At 59.1% G+C, this 20,599-nt stretch carries 16 protein-coding genes and 1 pseudogene; 7 read left to right on the top strand and 10 right to left on the bottom strand.

The features are described 5' to 3' along the window. Positions 1-52: 52 nt before the first annotated feature. Together AC0L7P_RS02780 and AC0L7P_RS02775 are read right to left on the bottom strand one after the other, a co-directional pair. A complete protein-coding gene (locus AC0L7P_RS02780; RefSeq protein WP_473434391.1) occupies positions 53-478 on the bottom strand; it encodes a response regulator in 426 nt (141 codons plus the stop codon). Then, on the bottom strand, positions 475-1,752 hold the full coding sequence (locus AC0L7P_RS02775; protein ID WP_473434390.1) for a sensor histidine kinase: 1,278 nt from the start codon (positions 1,750-1,752) through the stop codon (positions 475-477). The genes AC0L7P_RS02780 and AC0L7P_RS02775 overlap by 4 nt, the downstream gene beginning before the upstream one ends. Positions 1,753-2,027: 275 nt before the next feature. Here AC0L7P_RS02775 and rimP point away from each other — a divergent pair, with 275 nt between their 5' ends. The 4 genes and pseudogenes from rimP to infB all read left to right on the top strand — a co-directional run bounded on the left by rimP (position 2,028) and on the right by infB (position 7,381). Next, positions 2,028-2,630 (top strand): ribosome maturation factor RimP, encoded by a 603-nt coding sequence (rimP, locus tag AC0L7P_RS02770; protein ID WP_473434389.1) that lies wholly within the window; start codon positions 2,028-2,030, stop codon positions 2,628-2,630. Between the two features lie 3 nt (positions 2,631-2,633). Further along, positions 2,634-4,247, top strand: a complete 1,614-nt coding sequence (gene nusA / locus AC0L7P_RS02765) for a transcription termination factor NusA (RefSeq protein WP_473434388.1) — start codon at positions 2,634-2,636, stop codon at positions 4,245-4,247. 11 nt (positions 4,248-4,258) lie between these two features. Further along, positions 4,259-4,891: an RNA-binding protein gene (locus AC0L7P_RS02760; RefSeq protein WP_473434387.1), complete on the top strand. Its 633-nt coding sequence runs from the start codon at positions 4,259-4,261 to the stop codon at positions 4,889-4,891. Then, positions 4,888-7,381, top strand: a pseudogene (gene infB / locus AC0L7P_RS02755) (translation initiation factor IF-2). Before AC0L7P_RS02760 ends, infB begins: the two are co-directional and overlap by 4 nt. An 84-nt stretch (positions 7,382-7,465) precedes the next feature. Here the strand turns inward: infB and AC0L7P_RS02750 are convergent. The 4 genes from AC0L7P_RS02750 to AC0L7P_RS02735 all read right to left on the bottom strand — a co-directional run bounded on the left by AC0L7P_RS02750 (position 7,466) and on the right by AC0L7P_RS02735 (position 10,283). Then, a complete protein-coding gene (locus AC0L7P_RS02750; protein ID WP_473434386.1) occupies positions 7,466-7,597 on the bottom strand; it encodes a hypothetical protein in 132 nt (43 codons plus the stop codon). A gap of 155 nt (positions 7,598-7,752) precedes the next feature. Continuing rightward, entirely contained in the window at positions 7,753-8,151 is a 399-nt protein-coding gene (locus tag AC0L7P_RS02745) for a (deoxy)nucleoside triphosphate pyrophosphohydrolase (RefSeq protein WP_473434385.1), read from the bottom strand. Beyond that, a complete protein-coding gene (argJ, locus tag AC0L7P_RS02740) occupies positions 8,148-9,413 on the bottom strand; it encodes a bifunctional glutamate N-acetyltransferase/amino-acid acetyltransferase ArgJ (RefSeq protein WP_473434384.1) in 1,266 nt (421 codons plus the stop codon). Before argJ ends, AC0L7P_RS02745 begins: the two co-directional genes overlap by 4 nt. Positions 9,414-9,443: 30 nt before the next feature. Next, entirely contained in the window at positions 9,444-10,283 is an 840-nt protein-coding gene (locus AC0L7P_RS02735; protein ID WP_473434383.1) for a peptidylprolyl isomerase, read from the bottom strand. A gap of 164 nt (positions 10,284-10,447) precedes the next feature. Here AC0L7P_RS02735 and secA point away from each other — a divergent pair, with 164 nt between their 5' ends. Next, entirely contained in the window at positions 10,448-13,141 is a 2,694-nt protein-coding gene (gene secA / locus AC0L7P_RS02730; RefSeq protein ID WP_473434382.1) for a preprotein translocase subunit SecA, read from the top strand. A 139-nt stretch (positions 13,142-13,280) separates the two neighbouring features. Continuing rightward, positions 13,281-14,840, top strand: coding sequence for a substrate-binding domain-containing protein (locus tag AC0L7P_RS02725; RefSeq protein WP_473435529.1), 1,560 nt, complete (start codon positions 13,281-13,283; stop codon positions 14,838-14,840). 4 nt (positions 14,841-14,844) lie between these two features. Here the strand turns inward: AC0L7P_RS02725 and radC are convergent, their stop codons facing one another. The 3 genes from radC to dnaK all read right to left on the bottom strand — a co-directional run bounded on the left by radC (position 14,845) and on the right by dnaK (position 18,798). Continuing rightward, a complete protein-coding gene (radC, locus tag AC0L7P_RS02720) occupies positions 14,845-15,597 on the bottom strand; it encodes a RadC family protein (protein WP_473434381.1) in 753 nt (250 codons plus the stop codon). A gap of 49 nt (positions 15,598-15,646) precedes the next feature. Beyond that, on the bottom strand, positions 15,647-16,801 hold the full coding sequence (gene dnaJ, locus AC0L7P_RS02715; protein ID WP_473434380.1) for a molecular chaperone DnaJ: 1,155 nt from the start codon (positions 16,799-16,801) through the stop codon (positions 15,647-15,649). A 74-nt stretch (positions 16,802-16,875) separates the two neighbouring features. Continuing rightward, on the bottom strand, positions 16,876-18,798 hold the full coding sequence (gene dnaK / locus AC0L7P_RS02710; protein ID WP_473434379.1) for a molecular chaperone DnaK: 1,923 nt from the start codon (positions 18,796-18,798) through the stop codon (positions 16,876-16,878). A 252-nt stretch (positions 18,799-19,050) separates the two neighbouring features. Between dnaK and AC0L7P_RS02705 the strand changes: the two genes are divergently transcribed. Further along, positions 19,051-19,665 carry an alpha-ketoglutarate-dependent dioxygenase AlkB family protein gene (locus tag AC0L7P_RS02705; protein WP_473434378.1) on the top strand — a complete coding sequence of 205 codons (615 nt, stop codon included), beginning with the start codon at positions 19,051-19,053 and terminating at the stop codon, positions 19,663-19,665. A gap of 66 nt (positions 19,666-19,731) precedes the next feature. Here the strand turns inward: AC0L7P_RS02705 and AC0L7P_RS02700 are convergent, their stop codons facing one another. Beyond that, the gene (locus AC0L7P_RS02700) at positions 19,732-20,451 is read right to left on the bottom strand and encodes a hypothetical protein (RefSeq protein ID WP_473434377.1); all 720 of its coding nucleotides are present in this window, start codon (positions 20,449-20,451) and stop codon (positions 19,732-19,734) included. Between the last annotated feature and the right edge of the window lie 148 nt (positions 20,452-20,599).

The raw sequence follows: 20,599 nt of genomic DNA, 5'->3' as shown, positions 1-20,599 counted from the left end.
CATTCGGTTATTTGACACAAGCGCGCCCCGCAACAGGCGGGGCGCGTTTTCGTTATTCTGCGGCAAAGTTGCGAATGGCGCGTTGGCGCAGAACACGTTCAACCTCTCGAAACAATTCTTCTTTTCCCAAGGGTTTTGACAGATACCCGTCAAGCCCGGCGTTGAGGTAATGGGCCCGGTCTTCGGGGGCGGCGTCGGCGGTCAGGGCGATGACAGGCAGGGCGCCGGCGGGTTCTGTCAGGCCGCGTATCTGGCCCAGGGTGCTTAGCCCGTCCATATCGGGCATATGCATATCAAGCAGAACAAGATCGAAATCCCGATCTTGCAGGAGGGATAGCGCGGCCTTGCCCCCGTCGGCCTCGGTCACGGTGATCTGGGCCTTTTCCATGAACGCCCGGGCGATCAGCCGGTTGGCGTGGTTGTCATCGACCAGCAGCACACGTTGTGCCGTGAGCGACAGCGCGGCAAGGGCGTTCATCTGATCGGGGAAGGCCGCGCCATAGCCGTTGTTTCAGCCGCCAGCAAACCGGGCAAGGCGAGGGGCATGGAAAACCGGAAGGTCGAACCATGCCCGGGGGCTGATTGTATGGTGATATCCCCGTTCATCATTCGTGCCAGACCACGGGATATGGCAAGGCCCAGTCCGGTGCCCGCTGCGGCCCGTTCATCATCAGTGTCCACTTGGGAAAATGACCGGAACAGCCGTTTCTGATCCTGCTCGCTCAGCCCTTGGCCGGTGTCGCGAACCGTGAACCAGAAACATTCATCCGGTGAGACACCAAGCGACAGATTCACCTCACCATTATTGGTGAACTTGATGGCGTTCGAAATCAGGTTTGACATGATCTGGCGCAGCCGGAGCCCATCGGCGAGGATCAGAGGCGGCACATCCGGCGCGATATCAAGCACAAGGCGCAGCCCCTTGCGTCGGGCGAGATCGGTAAACAGGCGCATCACTGTGTTGGCCAGATGGGCAGGGTCTGTTGCGGTAGGTCTGATTTCCATTTTGCCTGCTTCGATCTTGGCGTGATCCAGAACATCATCCACCAATGCCCGCAGGGTGGTGGCCGAACTCAGCAGAATATCGGCGCGATCCCGTCGCTGATCGGTGTCGGCGTCGTCAATCTCAAGCTGGGCAATGCCAAGGATGCCGTTCAGGGGGGTTCTGATCTCATGGCTCATGGCGGTGACAAACCTGCTTTTGGCGCGGTTGGCGGCCTCTGCGCGGTCCCGTTCCTGAACGATGGACTGGCGCATTCTGTGCATCGCAAGAATGGCTTGTAGCATGTAAAAACACAAAACCGCCGTTACAACGAGACCGACAAGGCGCAGCGTCATGTCGGGTTCCTGCTGCAACTCTGCGATGGAAACAACGATGCCCGTTACAATGACCGGGCTGATAATCGCGAGGGTAAAGGGCATATGATAGGATCGGACCGTGATCACATGCAGGATAAAGCCGAAGAACACGGTTGACGCATAGATATGTGCGGCGACACCGCCGTGATGCCAGGCAAGAATCGGCACAGAAATGGTTGCCGCGCTGCCAAGAAGGCAAGCCAGGAACTGTGCCGCATACCACTGGTGGGAATACTGTACCCTGAGCCGATCAGAGCTGCGCCAACTGAGCATTTCAGCGCAAAGATAGGCGATGAACGTGACAAGAACGGACCCATAGCCGACAAAGAACAGCGCAGCACCGAACGCGAATGACACCGACACCAAACGCGGCGCCCTGTCGCGCAGCGTCATTTCATTCTGACGGGCGAGGGAATCTAAAAATAATCTGGACGGCACGTTTGTCCCCATGATTCGCAATCACAGCCACTTTGGGGCCAAACCCTTAACGGATCATGGCCATGTCCGGTAAATGCAGCGTAACAAAACAGCTTGTGTTCCGGGCAGTTTGATCTTAGGTAGCCTCAGTCAGCGGCGCGTTGGGGGTTAAACCCGAAGGTTCCACCGGAAATTTCACGGGCCGCGCGCCCGTTTTTTTGTGCCCGAATGTTGGGAATATAGGTCAAGCCATGTCTGACATGATTGCAAAAGCCACAATCGACCGTCGCCTTGCCGAGGTGATCACGCCAGTGATCGAGGGGCTGGGATTTGAACTCGTGCGCGTGCGCTATATGGGCGGAAAGACGCCCACGGTGCAGATCATGGCCGACAGGCCCGATGGCGGCATTGAGGTTGACGATTGTGGCGCGATCAGCACCGCCGTGTCGGCCCATCTGGATGTGGAAGACCCGATTGAAGAGGCTTACACCCTGGAAGTGTCCAGCCCCGGCATTGATCGGCCCCTGACCCGGCTCAAGGATTTCGATCTTTGGGAAGGGTATGAGGCAAAGATCGAAACGACCGAAATGATCGACGGGCGCCGCCGGTTCAAGGGGCTTTTGGCCGGGGTCGAGGGCAACGAGGTGCTGATCGAGATCGAGGAGGGCACCATCGGTTTGCAGTTTGACTGGCTGAGCGACGCCAAGCTGGTCCTGACCGAAGATCTGATCCGTGACGTGCTGCGCAGCCGCAAGGACGCCGGACAGATTGACGAATCACAGTTCGACGCGGTGGAAACCGTGCTGGACGACGAAGATGATGACACGCCGCCAAAGGCACCAAGGGAGAATTGAGCGATGGCGATTACCTCTGCCAACCAGCTGGAGCTGCTTCAGACCGCCGAGGCGGTGGCACGCGAAAAGATGATCGACCCCAATCTGGTGGTTGAGGCGATGGAAGAATCCCTCGCCCGTGCGGCCAAAAGCCGGTACGGCAGCGAAATGGACATTCGCGTGGCGATCGACCGCAAGACGGGGCGAGCCACCTTTACCCGGGTCCGTACGGTTGTTGAGGATGAGCTGCTTGAGAATTATCAGGCGGAGCTGACAGTCAAGGACGCCAAGCAATACATGGCGGATCCGCAAATCGGTGATGAAATCACCGATGAGGTTCCGCCGGTTGAAATGGGCCGGATCGCCGCCCAATCGGCCAAGCAGGTGATTCTGCAAAAGGTCCGCGAAGCCGAACGTGACCGCCAGTTTGAGGAATTCAAGGATCGCGCCGGGACCATCATCAACGGTGTGGTCAAGCGCGAAGAATACGGCAACGTCATTGTCGATATCGGCCGTGGCGAAGGGATTTTGCGTCGCAACGACAAGATCGGGCGCGAAAGCTATCGCCCGAACGACCGTGTGCGCTGTTATATCAAGGATGTGCGCCGCGAAGTGCGCGGCCCGCAGATTTTCCTGAGCCGCACCGATCCACAGTTCATGGCCGAATTGTTCAAGATGGAAGTGCCCGAAATCTATGACGGCATCATCGAGATCAAGGCCGTGGCCCGTGACCCCGGTTCGCGCGCCAAGATTGCCGTGATTTCCTATGACAACTCGATCGATCCGGTCGGCGCCTGTGTTGGTATGCGTGGCAGCAGGGTACAGGCCGTGGTGAACGAACTTCAGGGCGAAAAGATTGATATCATTCCCTGGAATGAGGACATGCCGACGTTCCTGGTGAACGCATTGCAGCCTGCCGAAGTCTCCAAGGTGGTGCTGGATGAAGAGGCCGAGCGGATCGAGGTCGTGGTGCCCGATGAGCAGCTTTCGCTGGCCATTGGCCGCCGCGGACAGAACGTGCGTCTGGCGTCGCAACTGACCGGGCTTGATATTGATATCATGACCGAGGAAGAAGAATCCAAACGCCGTCAGGCCGAATTCGAAGAGCGTACCAAGCTGTTCATGGACACGCTGGATCTGGACGAATTCTTTGCCCAGCTTCTGGTTTCCGAAGGGTTTACCAACCTCGAAGAGGTTGCCTATGTCGAAGCGGACGAACTGTTGGTCATTGATGGTGTGGACGACAGCACGGCGCAGGAACTTCAGGCGCGTGCCAAGGATTACCTTGATGAACAGAACCGCAAGGCGTTGGAAAAGGCCCGCGCATTGGGCGTTGAGGACAGTCTGGTTGATTTTGAGGGCCTGACACCCCAGATGATTCAGGCACTGGCCGAAGACGGCGTTAAAACGCTGGAAGACTTCGCCACCTGCGCCGATTGGGAACTGGCCGGAGGCTGGACGACCGTGGACGGCGAGCGGGTGAAGGACGACGGTGTTCTGGAGACATTTGACGTTTCTCTGGAAGAGGCGCAAAATATGGTCATGACAGCCCGAATCCAATTGGGCTGGGTTGATCCCGCCGATCTTGTGAGTGACGAAGAAGAGATTGACGAGACGGCCGAAGAGGCCGAGGCGTAAGGGCGCACAGGATGTCACGCGGCGGCCGCGAAAAAGATTATACCGACCCCGAACGCAAATGTATTGCGACGGGCGAAGTGCATCCAAAGCGCGGCCTGATCCGTTTCGTTGTGGGGCCGGATGATTCGGTCTATCCGGATCTGGCAGAAAAATTGCCGGGCCGGGGAATATGGGTTTCTGCCGAACGCTCGGCGCTGGAACTGGCGGTGAAGAAAAAGCTGTTCTCGCGCGGGGCCAAACGACAGGTGATCATACCGCCAGGGTTTGTGGCGGATGTTGAGACGGCGCTGTTGCGCCGGGTAACCGACAGATTGGCCATGGCGCGCAAGGCGGGCAAGGCGATTGCCGGGTACGAAAAGGTGAAAGACTGGCTGTTGCAGGAAAAGGCAGCCATCCTTATTCAGGCCAGTGACGGGTCGGAACGGGGAAAATCCAAGCTGCGGCCACCCGGCGGAAGGGGGTCGTTTTTCGAGATTCTGACCGCCCCAGAATTGGGTTTGGCTTTCGGTCGGGAACATGTGATACATGCGGCGCTCGCCGCAGGGGGACTCGCTGATCGTTTCAGAGAGGACGCCGTGCGGCTTTCAGGCGTTCGGGATGATGTCGGTGGGGACGCCACCGGAAAGGTAAAGAAGACCACATGAGCGATAGTGACGGCAAAAAGACTCTCGGCCTGCGGGGCGGACCCCGTTCTGGACAGGTAAAGCAAAGCTTTAGCCATGGCCGGACCAAGAGTGTCGTGGTCGAGACCAAGCGTAAACGGGTCGTCGTACCCAAGCCCGCTTCTGGCAAGACCGGTGGATCCGGTGGTACGGGGGGATCCCTCCAAGCGGCCCGCAGGGATTTCGGACGCCGAACTGGCGCGCCGGATGAAGGCGCTGGCCGCGGCCCGCGCGCGTGAAACGGAAGAGGCCGCGCAACGCGAGGCCGAGGAAAAGGCCCGCGCCGCCGAGCGCGAGCGCCGCCGCGCCGAGATCGAAGCCAAGGAAGCCGAAGAGCGCGAGCGTGAAGAGCGCGCCAAGGCCAAGGCCGAGGAAGACGCCAAACGCCTGCGCGATGAGGCTGCCGCCAAGGCAAAGGCCAACGCGCCTGCTGCCCCGGCCGCAACGCCTGCCGATCTGGAGGCCAAGGCCGCCGATACGGGGCGCAAGGGCGGTGGCTCTGCGCCTGCCCGCAAGGATGACCGCGATACTGATCGCACCGCCAAACCCTCAAAGGGGCGTGATGATTCGCGCCGCTCGGGCAAACTGACGCTGAATCAGGCTTTGACCGGTGGCGAAGGCGGGCGGCAGCGGTCCATGGCGCAGATGAAGCGCAAACAGGAACGCGCCCGTCAAAAGGCGATGGGCCAACAGGTTGCGCGGGAAAAAATCGTCCGCAATGTCAATCTGCCTGAAACGATCACGGTGCATGAATTGGCCGTGCGGATGGCCGAACGTGTGGCCGACGTCGTGAAATTCCTGATGAAAGAGGGCGTCATGGCGACCCAGAATCAGGTGATCGATGCCGATACGGCCGAGTTGATCATCGAAGATTTCGGTCACAAGGTTGTACGCGTTTCGGATTCGGACGTGGAACAGGTGATTGACCAGGTTGATGACGCCCCCGAGGATCTGATTCCGCGCGCACCTATCATCACCGTCATGGGCCACGTCGATCACGGCAAAACATCGTTGCTCGATTCAATCCGCAAGGCCAAGGTTGTGGCAGGTGAGGCCGGTGGCATCACCCAGCATATCGGCGCCTATCAGGTGACGACCGATGACGGCACGCTGCTGACCTTCCTTGATACACCCGGCCACGCTGCGTTCACGTCGATGCGGGCGCGTGGTGCCCAGGTGACGGATATTGTCGTTCTGGTGGTTGCGGCAGATGATGCCGTGATGCCCCAGACGGTTGAGGCGATTGCCCACGCCAAAGCGGCCAATGTGCCGATGATTGTGGCGATCAACAAGGTTGACCGGCCCGCCGCCAACCCGACCAAGGTGCGTACCGACCTGCTGAATCACGAAGTGGTGGTTGAGGCGATGTCGGGCGATGTGCTGGATGTCGAAGTTTCGGCGATTACTGGTCAGGGTATCGATCAACTGCTGGAAAGCATCGGGCTGCAAGCTGAACTGCTTGACCTCAAGGCAAACCCGAACCGTGCCGCTCAGGGTGCGGTGATCGAGGCGCAGCTTGACGTGGGCCGCGGCCCTGTGGCGACGGTTCTGGTGCAGAACGGCACCCTGCGCAAAGGCGATATCTTTGTTGTCGGCGAGCAGTGGGGCAAAGTCCGTGCACTGGTCAACGACAAAGGCGAACGTGTGGATGAAGCCGGGCCTTCGGTTCCGGTTGAGGTTCTCGGCCTGAATGGCACACCCGAGGCGGGTGACGTTCTGAACGTGGTGGAAACCGAAGCGCAGGCACGTGAGATCGCTGAATATCGTGAAAGTGCCGCGAAAGAGAAACGCGCCGCCGTCGGTGCTGCAACCACTCTTGAGCAGATGATGGCCAAGGCCAAGGCAGATGAGGATGTGGCCGAACTTCACATCCTTCTGAAGGCCGACGTGCAGGGGTCTGCCGAAGCGATCGTTCAGGCGATGGAAAAAATCGGCAACGATGAGGTTCGCGTACGGGTTCTGCATTCCGGCGTTGGTGCGATTACGGAAACCGATGTTGGCCTTGCCGAAGCATCGGGCGCACCGATCATGGGCTTCAATGTGCGTGCCAATGCCTCGGCCCGGAACACCGCCAACCAAAAGGGCGTGGAAATCCGGTATTACTCGGTGATCTACGATCTTGTGGACGATGTGAAGGCAGCGGCCTCTGGTCTGTTGTCGGCAGAGGTGCGCGAAACCTTTATCGGCTACGCCGAGATCAAGGAAGTGTTCAAGGTGTCCAACGTCGGTAAAGTCGCCGGGTGTCTGGTGACCGAAGGCGTGGCGCGGCGCAGCGCCGGTGTGCGCCTGCTGCGGGACAACGTCGTGATCCATGAAGGCACCCTGAAGACGCTCAAACGCTTTAAGGATGAGGTGCCTGAAGTTCAGTCGGGGCAGGAATGCGGTATGGCGTTCGAGAATTACGATGACATCCGGCCAAAGGACGTGATCGAAATCTTCACCCGCGAAGAGGTGGAGCGGAACCTGACCTGATCCGGTTCACAAGACAGAAACAAAAAAGGACAGTCTGTGAAGACTGTCCTTTTTTATATTTCGTGAGTGTTGCGGCTGATCCGATCAGCGAACCTGAACCGGTTGGCCGGTATATTGTGTCGGCCCGACCTGAATGACCATCCGGCCATCGTCGAGCGAGCGCACAACGATCCCCTGAACCGAAACACAGCTACCGATTGTTATTGTCTTGACCATAGTATTTCCCCTGTTGACCCGATGATCATACCCAAGATTGGGTTGCTGACCATGCGAAGTTTGAGCAATAACGGCAAATTTGTGGTCAAAAAGTGAACAATCCGTTAATCGCGCGCGCGATGTGGCAAAATTACAGCAGTTTAGCGCCAGCGGGATCAGAGCCAATCACGTAAAATCGACACCAGTGGAACGTCTGCTGCTGGCATCGGGTACGTACGAAGGTGTTCGGGGCGCACCCATTTAAGTTGCTGATTCTCCCGCGACATGGGCGTTCCCTGCCACTTTCGGCAGGCAAACAGCGGCATGAGAAGGTGAAAGTCGTCATAGCTGTGACTGGCAAATGTAAGCGGCGCGAGGCAGCTTGCCCAGGTGTCGATGCCCAGTTCCTCTTGCAACTCGCGAATCAGGGCCGTTTCGGGGGTTTCGTCCGGCTCTATCTTGCCACCCGGGAATTCCCACAGGCCCGCCATTGATTTGCCTTCAGGCCGCTGAGCCAAAAGCACCCGCCCATCCACATCAATCAGCGCAACGGCAGAAACCAGAACGACCCTCATGACCGATAATCGGCGTTGATCGTGATATATTGGTGGGTCAGATCGCAGGTCCAGACGGTCGAGGCGCCAGCCCCAAGGCCCAGATCAACATTGATCGTAACGTCCTGTTTTTTCATGTAATCCGCGCCATCCTGTTCGGTATAGCCCGGCGACACCCAACCATTTTCGGCCACCAGAATATCACCCAAACGGATGGTTAGCAGGTCACGGTCAGCAGCGGCGCCGGATTTTCCGACGGCCATGACAATCCGGCCCCAGTTCGGATCTTCGCCCGCGATAGCGGTTTTCACGAGAGGAGAGTTCGCGATGGCCATGGCAACCTTGCGCGCATCGCTGTCGCTGTCGGCGCCCCCGACGTTCACGGTAACGAACTTGGTCGCGCCTTCGCCATCGCGCACAACTTGATGGGCAAGATCCAGCATGACGGTGTTCAGCGCCATCTCAAAGGCCAGGGCCGCCGGGCTGTCGGGGGCTGTGATCGCCGGGTTCCCGGCGGCGCCGGTTGCGGCCATCAGCAGGGTGTCAGAGGTCGACGTATCGCTGTCCACGGTGATCGCGTTGAACGAGGTTTCGTTCAGCCGGCTGACCATCTGTTGCAACATGGGCTGGGCGATGGCGGCGTCGGTGAAGATATAAACCAGCATCGTTGCCATATCCGGCGCAATCATCCCCGATCCTTTGGCGATGCCTGCGATGTTCACGGTCACACCGTCCAGGTTGACACTGGCCATGGCACCTTTGGGGAAGGTGTCGGTGGTCATGATGGCGGCTGCGGCCGCTGCGATGGCCCCGGGCGACAATGTGTCGCGCAGCTCGGTCAGCTTGGCGGTGATGCGCTCGTCGGGCAAAGGTTGGCCGATAACCCCGGTTGAGGACGAAAACACCCGCGATTCGGGCAGGTCCAGCACGCCAGCCACAGCTTGGGTGACACGGGCGACTGATTCCAGCCCGTTTTTGCCGGTGAACGCATTGGAATTACCGGAATTGACGATGATCGCCGCGCTTTCGGCCGACTCCTGTCCGATCTTGGCCTGACAATCCAGAACCGGCGCCGCCCGGGTGGCAGAGCGGGTGAATACGCCTGCGATGGTGGTGCCGGGCGCCAGCCGCGCCAGCATCACATCGGTGCGATTCTGGTATTTTACCCCCGCCGCGACCGAGGCGAATTCAACCCCCCGATCACCGGTAACGCAGGAAACCCCCGGCTGGTGCCAGGGGGAAACGGGATTGGCGGCTTTGGTCTTGGTCGTCTGGCTGGCCATGGTGCCGCCCTCCCTTTGGTTGGTGTCAGATCACTGGCTAAGCAGATCGGCGTCGCGCAGCAACGCGGGGTCGATCTCGCCGGTTTCCGGGCGCTCGATCGTTGCGGCATCGGTGATCTTGGCAATCATGTCCTGCACGGCCTGTTGACGGATGTTGTCGGTCAGCTCTTCGCGGACGTCTTCAAGCGACGGGGCCTCTTTCTGGCGCGTGTCGGTCAGGGTCAGAACATGCCAGCCGAACTGAGTTTTCACCGGAGGCGAAATTTCGCCCACTTTCAATGACATGACGGCATCTTCGAACTCTGGCACCATCATGCCTTTGCTGAACCAGCCCAAATCGCCGCCGGACGGGCCGGACGGGCCGGTGGATTTTTCCTTGGCCAGAGTGGCGAAATCGGCACCGCCATTCAACTCTTCGATCAGCGCCTTCGCCTCATCCTCGGTTTCCACCAGAATGTGACTGGCGTGATATTCCATCTCAGGCTCGGCGTCGCCATAGGTTTTTTCATAGGCAGCCTGAAGGTCTTCGTCCGACACTTCGGCATTGGCCAGTTTGTCGATCACTTCGCCCGCCAAAAGCGCGCGGCGTTCGTTATCAAGAACCAGCTTCGCGCGCTTGTCCAGTTCGGTCACTTCCTGACCAAGTGCCGTTTGTTGAATAAGCTGCTCCAGAATACCGTCGTACAGCACCTGATCGGGAAGCTGCTTGTATTGCTCGGGCAGGCGCTGTTGCAGCACGATCATATGACCCAAGGTAATGTCGGTTCCGTTCACCGTGGCGACGACTGTATCGGCGTCTTGCGCAAAGGTTGGCGTGGCCAATCCCAGAAACAGCGTGCTCACCACAGAGATTACGTGAAGTTTCGACATTCTATTGTCCTTCCTGTCTGCCCCAGAAGGGCTTGACGTTGACACCAAGTTGACCGGCCCTTACATGGCGTCTTGGCCATGAGGGGCCCGTATTCTTGCCGTATCTATTGTGGCCTGCGGGCATGGGCAAGTATTCCCCTCACACGAAGCCGTCAGGAGAGAACATGTTGGGTATCGGAACGCTTGCGAAAAAGGTCTTTGGCACGCCAAACGACCGCAAGGTCAAATCGGTGAAACCGCTTATCGATAAAATCAACGCGCTGGAACCCGAGTTTGAAAAGCTCTCTGACGGCGAGATCAAGGACCGAACCGAGGCTTTGGCCAAACGCGCCCTGGGTGGTGAGAGTCTCGACGCGATCCTCCCCGAGGCCTTTGCCAACTGTCGTGAGGCGGCCCGGCGTGCGTTGGGTCTGCGGGCCTTTGATGTGCAGCTTATGGGCGGGATTTTCCTGCATCAGGGCAATATCGCCGAAATGAAGACCGGCGAAGGTAAAACCCTGGTCGCGACCTTTCCGGCCTATCTGAATGCCCTGACGGGCAAGGGCGTGCATATCGTTACGGTTAACGATTACCTGGTTCGCCGGGATGCTGAATGGATGGGCAAGGTGTTTGGCACGCTGGGTCTGACCTGCGGGGCCGTCTATCCGCAGCAGCCCGAGGAAGAGAAAAAGGCCGCCTATGCCGCTGACGTGACCTATGCCACGAACAACGAGCTGGGCTTTGATTATCTGCGCGACAACATGAAATCCGAATTGTCGGACATGTATCAGCGGTATCACAATTTCGCGATTGTCGATGAGGTGGACAGCATCCTGATCGACGAGGCGCGCACGCCGCTGATTATTTCCGGCCCGTCCCAGGACCGCAGCGATCTGTATCGCACCATTGATGCGGTGATTCCGCTTTTGGACGACAGCCATTTCAAGCTGGATGAGAAAACCCGCAACGTCACCTATACCGACGAGGGCAACGAATTTCTGGAGCAACATCTGGCCAGCGCGGGCATCCTGCCCGAAGGTCAAACGCTCTATGATCCCGAATCAACAACGATCGTTCACCACGTCAACCAAGGCCTTCGGGCGCACAAACTGTTCACCAAGGACAAGGATTATATCGTCCGTGACGGCGAAGTGGTGCTGATTGATGAATTCACGGGCCGGATGATGGCCGGGCGCCGGTTGTCGGATGGTCTGCATCAGGCGATCGAGGCCAAGGAAGACGCCAACATTCAGCCCGAGAATGTCACCCTGGCCAGCGTCACCTTTCAGAATTATTTCCGCCTGTACGACAAATTGTCGGGCATGACCGGCACCGCCGTCACCGAAGCCGAGGAATTTGCCGAAATCTATGGTCTGGGTGTTGTGGAAATGCCCACCAACCGCCCCATTGCCCGGGCAGATGACCATGATGCCGTATATCGCACCGCGCGCGAAAAATACGACGCCATTGTCGAAAGCATCAAGAAATCAAAGGCCAAGGGACAGCCGGTTCTGGTTGGCACCACCTCGATCGAGAAATCGGAATTCCTGTCGGAGCTTCTGGGCAAGGCCGGGATCGAACATAATGTTCTGAATGCCCGCCAGCACGAAAAAGAGGCCCAGATCGTGGCGGACGCCGGTAAATTCGGTGCGGTGACGATCGCCACCAACATGGCCGGGCGCGGCACCGATATTCAACTGGGCGGGAACGTGGACATCCAGGTGTTTGACGCGCTTGCCGCCGACCCCGAGGCGGACCCCGAAGAGGTGCGCTCACGGATGGGCGAACAGGTTGCCGAAGACCGTGAAAAGGTAAAGGCGGCGGGGGGGCTGTTCGTTCTGGCCACCGAACGCCACGAATCCCGGCGGATCGACAATCAGCTGCGCGGCCGGTCGGGCCGTCAGGGCGATCCGGGGCGCTCCAGCTTCTATCTGTCGCTGGAAGATGATCTGATGCGCATCTTCGGGTCTGAGCGGCTTGAAAGTGTGCTGAACAAGCTGGGCATGAAAGAGGGCGAAGCCATCGTTCACCCCTGGGTGAACAAATCGCTGGAAAAGGCGCAGGCCAAGGTTGAAGGCCGTAACTTTGACATTCGTAAACAGCTTTTGAAGTTCGACGATGTGATGAACGATCAGCGCAAGGTGATTTTTGGTCAGCGGCGCGAAATCATGGAAGCCAAGGATCTGCACGAAATCACCGAGGACATGCGCCATCAGGTGATCGAGGATCTGGTAGACGCCTATATTCCCCCCAAAAGCTATGCCGATCAATGGAACGGCGAAGGGCTCTATGTTGCGGTGATGGAAAAGCTGGGTCTTGACCTGCCAATCATCGCTTGGGTCGATGAGGATGGCGTGGATCAGGAGGCATTCCGCGAGCGGATCATCAAGGCCAGTGATGAGTTCATGGCCGCCAAGGCCGCGCAGTTCGGTCCCGAAAACATGCGCCAGATCGAAAAGCAGCTTTTGTTGCAGACGATTGACGGAAAATGGCGTGAACACCTGTTGACGCTAGAGCATCTTCGTTCGGTTGTCGGGTTCCGGGGTTATGCGCAGCGCGACCCGCTGAACGAATACAAGACCGAATCGTTCCAGTTGTTCGAAGGCATGTTGGATTCCCTGCGCGAAGACGTGACCCTTAAACTTTCGCAAATCCGGCCCCTGTCGCAAGAGGAACAACAGGCGATGCTGGCCCAGATGCAGGCGCAGCAGAATGCCCTGGCAGGAAATGCCACGCCCGAGGTCGAGGCCCCTAGGGAAAACCCCGAGACAGGCTTTGTCGAAGACGATCCGTCGACCTGGGGAACGCCAGGGCGCAACGATTTGTGCCCCTGCGGTTCGGGCAAAAAGTTCAAACATTGCCATGGCGAAGTAACCTGAGCGGCCAGATTGACGGGTAACCCGGCAAACCATCGCCGCGATCCCCGATTGCGACGGAATCGGCGACATTCTGATGTTGAAAAATCTGCTGCGAGACATGAAGATCGCCAGCAATGACGACAAGGATTGCAGGCCCTCAATGATGTTCCGGTGCGCGGCGATTATCGCCGCGTTTCTTCTTTGCGGCACCTCCGTTGCCCGGGCCGAAGACGTCACGCTGACCTCGCGTGACGGCTCGGTCGAGGTGTCGGGAAACCTGTTGGGCTATGATGGTGAATTCTATCGCGTCGATACAAAGTTCGGCAGGCTGACGCTGGATGGGTCGGGGGTGATCTGCACCGGCCCCGGCTGCCCCGATCTGACCGCCTATGTTGCCAGGTTTACCATGTCCGGGGCGCGGGCGATGGGGGCGGTTCTGCTCCCGTCGCTGCTTGAATCCTTTGCGGCGCGCAACGGGTTTACCGTGCGCCGTGTGGCGAAAGACAATGACAGCTTCCAGTATGAGTTGGACGAACGTGATACGGGAAATGCGGCGGCGCGGGTGACATTCAAGCTCAACAGCTCTGACGAAGGCTTTGCTGATCTGATCGCCGATGAGGCCGACATTGCCCTTTCCCTGCGCGAGGTCACACCACAAGAAACGGCACTGGCCCGCACTGGCGATCTGGGCGACCTGACAGCCCCGGGCCGGGTGCGGATCGTGGCGCTTGATGCGCTGGTGCCGCTGGTGTCGGTGGCAAATCCGGTCAGCCGCATCCGTATGAGCGACCTTGCGGCTGTCGTGGCCGGTGAAATCACAAGCTGGGCTGATCTGGGCGGTGACGGCGAACCGATCGAACTTCACATGCGGGCCGAAGATTCAGGCCTTGTGCAGGCGTTTCAGGCGCGGGTTCTGGACGAGTTCGGCAGGGACAGCCTGCGGGCCGATATCATCCGCCATGACACCAACGCGGAATTGGCCGATGCGGTGGCGCACAACCCATTTGCCCTTGGCATCGGGAACTTTTCCGACATCGGCAATGCGGCCCCGCTAGAGGTGACCGGCCCGTGCAATTTCACCACCGAAGCCTCGGTCAACGGCATCAAAACCGAAGATTACCCCCTGACGGCGCCGCTTTTCATCTATCTGCCTGCCCGTCGTCTACCCCGGGTTGCACGCGAATTTTTGCGTTACATCAGTTCGCCCGCCGCACAGCCGGTGATCAGGCGGGCCGGTTTCGTCGATCAGTTTCCCGCCGCCATCCCGTTTCAGAACCAGGGCGCGCGGTTTGCCAATGCCATCGACAACGCCGGCGCCGAAATCGGGCTGGAAGAATTGCAACGGATGGTGCGCAGGCTGACCGGCCTCAGCCGCCTGACGGTGACCTATCGGTTCGAGGGTGGGTCAACGGCACTTGATGCGCAATCCCGTTCCAACGTGGCGCTGTTGTCCGAGGCGCTGGAGCGCGGCGTGTTCGACGACAGAACACTGGTGTTTGTGGGGTTCTCCGACGGCGATGGCCCGGCGTCAATCAACAGGCGCATTTCAGGCACCCGGGCCGCAGCGGTGCGCGACGCGGTCCGCGCAGCGGCCCGCACCGTGGACCCGACGCGCCTGACCCTCAGGACCGAAGCCTTCGGAGAAGCAATGCCCATGGCCTGTGACGCGGTGCCGTGGGGGCGCCGCGTGAACCGCCGGGTCGAAGTCTGGCTGAAATAGAACGTCACAGATACCCGGCACTGCGAAAGCTCAGCTCGGTCGATTTGCCAATAATCAGGTGGTCGTGAAGGATCAGCCCAAGCGCATTGCAGGCCTCGTTGATCTGGGCGGTCATCGAAATGTCACTGTCGCTGGGGGTCGGGTCACCCGAAGGATGGTTGTGAACCAAAATCAACGCCGAGGCATTCAGGGACAGCGCCCGTTTCACCACCTCGCGGGGATACACCGGAACATGATCGACGGTGCCTTTTGCCTGTTCCTCATCGGCGATGACCACATTCTTGCGGTCCAGAAACAGAATGCGGAATTGTTCGGTGTCGCGGTGGGCCATGGTGGTGTGGCAATAATCCAGCACCGCGTCCCAACTGCTGACCACGTGGCGTTGCAACACGCGGGCGCGGGCGATGCGGTGGGCCGTTGCTTCGACGATCTTGAGATCCTGCATCACGGCCTCGCCCACACCGTCAACCTCCATCAATTGTGCCGGGCTGGCCGACATGATCCGGCCCAGATCACCGAAATGGTCGATCAGGCGGCGGGCGAGCGGTTTCACATCCTGACGGGGAATCGAGCGGAACAGCAGCAGTTCCAGCATCTCGTAATCCGGCACGGCATCTGCGCCACCCTCCATGAACCGGGCGCGCAGACGTTTGCGGTGATCCTTGATATAAGACGGCAACCGCGCCGCTTGCACCGGAGCGGCCCCGCTGAACAAGGGCAGGGGCGCTTCGGCAAAGGAGGTGGGGCGGCGACTCATGAAGCGAGTTTGGGTGCCAATGGTAAATCACTGGTTAATACCCGCCCCGTTAGCCGCTTTTCATGCCGTCCCAGAAGGTTTTGACCTTCTTGAAAAAGCCCGAGGTTTCGGGGTTGTTGTCTTCGGACAGCTTGTCGAATTCGCGCAGCAGTTCTTTCTGCCGCGAGGTCAGGTTGACCGGCGTTTCGACGGCCAGTTCGATGTACATATCCCCATGCCCGCCACCGCGCAGCATTGGCATCCCTTTGCCACGCAGGCGCATCTGCTTGCCGGACTGGCTCCCGGCAGGGACTTTCACCCGGCTGCGGCCGCCGTCGATATTGGGCACCTCGATGTCACCCCCGAGCGAGGCCGCGACGATGGAAACAGGAACGTGGCAGAACAAATGCTGATTTTCGCGCTGAAACAGGGCGTGATCGGCCACTTCGATGAAGATATAAAGATCGCCCGATGGCCCACCGCGCAACCCGGCCTCGCCCTCGCCGGACAGGCGAATCCGCGTGCCGGTTTCCACCCCGGCAGGGATGTTGACCGACAGCGAGCGGTCTTTTTCAACCCGGCCCTGACCGTGGCAGGCGGGGCAGGGATTCTTGATCGTCTGGCCCGCGCCTGAACAGGTGGGGCAGGTGCGTTCGACCGTAAAGAACCCCTGTTGCGCCCGCACCTTGCCCATACCGGCACAGGTGGGGCAAACGCTGGGTTCTGATCCGCCCTCGGCGCCAGTGCCGTGGCAGGTGGAACAGGCCAGCGCCGTCGGGACGTTGATTGTCTTTTGCAGGCCGTTGAACGCATCTTCGAGCGAGACACGCAGGTTATACCGCAGGTCGGACCCGCGGCTGGCGCGTTGGCCACCACGACCGCCGCGCCCGCCCATCATGTCGCCGAACAGGTCGTCGAAGACATCGGAAAAGGCGCTGGCGAAATCGCCCTGCCCCCCGGCGCCAAACCCGCCCTGTCCGCCCCTTGGGGCACCCCCGCCTTCAAAGGCGGCGTGGCCGTAACGGTCGTAAGCGGCCTTCTTTTCCGGGTCTTTCAGAACGTCATAGGCTTCGTTCGCGTCCTTGAACTGTGCCTCGGCATTCGGGTTGTCGGAATTGCGATCCGGGTGCAGCTCTTTCGCCTTCTGACGAAACCCTTTTTTGATTTCGTCAGCCGAGGCGCCTTTGGCCACGCCCAGTGTTTCGTAATAATCGCGCTTTGCCATCAGGTCTCATCCTTTGGGAACGCAAGGACCGGCCCGATGGTGCCGGGCCGGTCCAATGTCATTCCAAGCCGCACTCAGGAGCCGCGTTTGTCGTCGCCCAGATCTTCGAAATCGGCATCGACAATATCGTCATCCACGCTGCTGGGGCCATCTGAACCGTCGTCTTCGGTTTCCTGCCCGGCTTTCGCCTGCTCGGCTTTGTAAATCGCCTCGCCCAGCTTCATTGCGGCTTCGGTTACGTTCTGGATGCCGCCCTTGATCTTGCCGGCATCCTCGGTTTCCAACTGTTCGTTCAGGTTGGCGATCGCCAGTTCGATTGCCTCGATCGTGGTTGGATCGACCTTGTCCTTGTGCTCTTCCATCGCCTTTTCGGTTGAATGGATCAGCGACTCGGCCTGGTTTTTCGCCTCGACCAGCTCGCGACGGCCCTTGTCCGCCTCGGCGTTTTCTTCGGCATCCTTGACCATCTTGTCGATGTCCGAATCCGACAGGCCACCCGACGCCTGGATCGTGATCGCCTGTTCCTTGCCGGTGCCCTTGTCCTTGGCGCCCACCGACACGATGCCGTTGGCGTCGATGTCGAAGGTCACTTCGATCTGGGGCATGCCCCGGGGTGCGGGCGGGATGTCTTCAAGGTTGAACTGACCGAGGATCTTGTTGTCGGCGGCCATTTCACGTTCGCCCTGAAACACCCGGATCGTCACGGCGTTCTGGTTGTCTTCGGCGGTCGAGAAGATCTGCGACTTTTTGGTCGGGATCGTGGTGTTGCGGTCGATCAGACGGGTAAACACACCGCCAAGGGTTTCAATTCCAAGGGAAAGCGGCGTCACGTCGAGCAGAACAACGTCTTTCACGTCGCCTTGCAACACGCCGGCCTGAATGGCAGCCCCCAGCGCGACCACTTCATCGGGGTTGACGCCCTTGTGCGGCTCTTTGCCGAAGAATTTGGTCACTTCCTCAACCACGCGGGGCATCCGGGTCATGCCGCCGACCATGACGATTTCGTCAATGTCGCCAACCGACAGGCCTGCATCCTTCAGCGCGGCCTGGCAGGGTTTGATCGACGCCTTGATCAGATCACCGACCAGCGATTCCAGCTTGGCACGGGTCAGTTTCATGACCATGTGAAGCGGCTGACCGCCTTTCGGGTCCATCGAAATGAACGGCTGGTTGATTTCGGTCTGCGAGCTGGACGACAGTTCGATCTTGGCCTTTTCCGCAGCTTCCTTGAGCCGCTGAAGCGCCATCTTGTCTTTGGTCAGATCGACGCCGTTGTCCTTTTTGAACTGGTCGGCCAGATAGTTGACGATCCGCATGTCGAAATCTTCACCCCCAAGGAACGTGTCCCCGTTGGTGGATTTCACTTCGAACAACCCGTCGTCGATTTCCAGGATGGTCACGTCGAACGTGCCGCCACCAAGGTCATAGACGGCGATGGTTTTGGTTTCTTTCTTGTCCAGACCATAGGCCAGCGCGGCCGCCGTCGGTTCGTTGATGATGCGCAGCACTTCAAGGCCGGCAATCTTGCCCGCGTCCTTGGTCGCCTGCCGCTGAGCGTCGTTGAAATAGGCGGGCACGGTGATGACGGCCTGCGTCACTTCCTCACCCAGATAGGATTCAGCGGTTTCTTTCATCTTTTGCAGGATGAATGCGCTGATCTGGCTGGGCGAATATTTTTCGCCGTGGACCTCGACCCATGCGTCGCCGTTGCCGCCGCTGATCAGGTTGTAGGGCAGGTTTTTCTTGTCTTTGGCAAGGTCGGCGTCGTCGAAGCGGCGGCCGATCAGGCGTTTGACGGCGAAAATGGTGTTTTCCGCGTTGGTCACGGCCTGCCGTTTGGCGGCTTGTCCTGCCAGGCGTTCATCGTCGGTGAACGCGACGATTGATGGTGTGGTGCGCGCACCTTCGGCGTTTTCGATCACGCGCGGTTGGCTGCCATCCATGATGGCAACGCAGCTATTGGTCGTTCCAAGGTCGATTCCGATGACTTTGGCCATGCTCAAATCCTCTCTAAGGCGATGTTATGCGGGCAACCCGCGGTGCGGCATTCCCCGACGATCCCAAGTAATATGCAGGGGTAAGGCCCCGGCAGCCCATTGATTGTGCCGGGAACAAAGCCCCCAGCAGGGCGTCCCGGCGTATATAAGGGGCGTGTTTGGGGCCTGCAAGCGGCGGAACGTGTGGAATCTGCCGGAATTTGCGAGTCTTGTCGGGGTATTGGGCGACTTGGGGCGGTGACAATGGGGCAGATGATGCGGATACGGGGTTTTGAGATTCACCGCGGGTGGCTGAATCGCGCTGCGCAAGAGGCGGTGCTGGAAGATTTGCGGAGTGTCGTCCGGTTCGCGCCGCCCGTGCATCCGGTGACGGCGGGCGGGCGGCAGATGTCGGTACGTATGACCTCGGCGGGGCGGGTTGGCTGGATTTCCGACCGGGGCGGATACCGTTATGCGCCGTGCCGCCCGAATGGCAATCCGTGGTCCGCCATACCCGAAAGCGTGCTGACGATCTGGCGGGCGCTGGGGCCTGCGCGGTTGCCCGATTGCTGTCTGATCAATTTCTATGGCGAGGGCGCGCGCATGGGGTTGCACCAGGATCGCGATGAAGGGACGTTTGACCATCCGGTGATTTCATTGTCACTGGGGGACGAGGGATTGTTTCGCATGGGCAATGTCGAACGTGGCGGCAAAACCGAGAGCCTCTGGCTGAGCTCGGGCGATGTGGTGGTCATGGGCGGTGCCGCGCGGCTGGCCCATCACGGGGTGGACCGGATCAGGTTTGGGTCGTCCACGTTGTTGCCACGGGGCGGGCGGGTGAACGTGACCCTGCGCGTGGTTGACGACCATGAAATCGGCATCGTGTGACGTCGGGATGAGCCAAATCGGGCCACCCATACCCATGGATGGCCCCGTATTCAGAAAATCGTTGACCTAGAGGATCAGGTCAAGAAGTCCGCCGTCATTATCGGCATCGTCATCGCAATCGTCGTTGCCGTCATCCTCGGAAAGGATATCCAGCGACAAGAACGAAATAAGGTCATCACCGTGTCCGCCGACATCGCCAATGGTCAAAAGATCGGCGACGACACCGTCTTCGCCAAGGGTTGCATCAGCGATGGCATCTACGTCAATTCCGTCTTCGCCAAGCACCTCGACGCCCAGTTGCGCGTCGATATCAACACCGTTTTCGTCGATTGTGACCGACGGAAAGGCATCGACATCCAGGATTTCCTGATCGCCCAGTTGTACGTCGGCGAAAACATTGGCGTGTACGCCGTCGTCGTCGACATCCGCATCAACAATGCCCTTGGCATGCAGCCCGTCTTCGCCGCCGACGTCGGCATTTGTGATGGCAAAGGTATCCACGCCATCTTCGTTCAGATCGGCACTGGCGAAGGTAACCGAGTCGACGCCGTCTTCGCCGCCGACGTTGGCATCGGCAAAGGCGTTTGTATCCAGCCCGGTTTCGTCCAATGTGGCATCGGTCACGGAATAGGCGTTAACACCGTCTTCGTCGCCCAATCCCACATCGCCGATGATCTTGGTATCAAGGGCATCGTTTGTGTCGTCGCTGAATGTGTCCAGCTTGACGATAGGGTCATTGAAAGAATGGCCAAAGCCAAGGGTCTTCAGGTTGAAAAATCCGAACATCTCACTCTCCCAGGTTGTTCACGAGTGATAATAGTCACGAAAAATTGTGAGAATTAGTTCCGTGTGAATCGGGAACAATCTGTTTCCGATTTACGTTAAGTTAACCATTTTATAATCCATTGATTATAAAGGATTAACCTATAATATC

The organism is Oceaniglobus sp. K40-3 (assembly GCF_055808395.1).
This window is presented reverse-complemented; position numbering and strand designations above follow the sequence as displayed.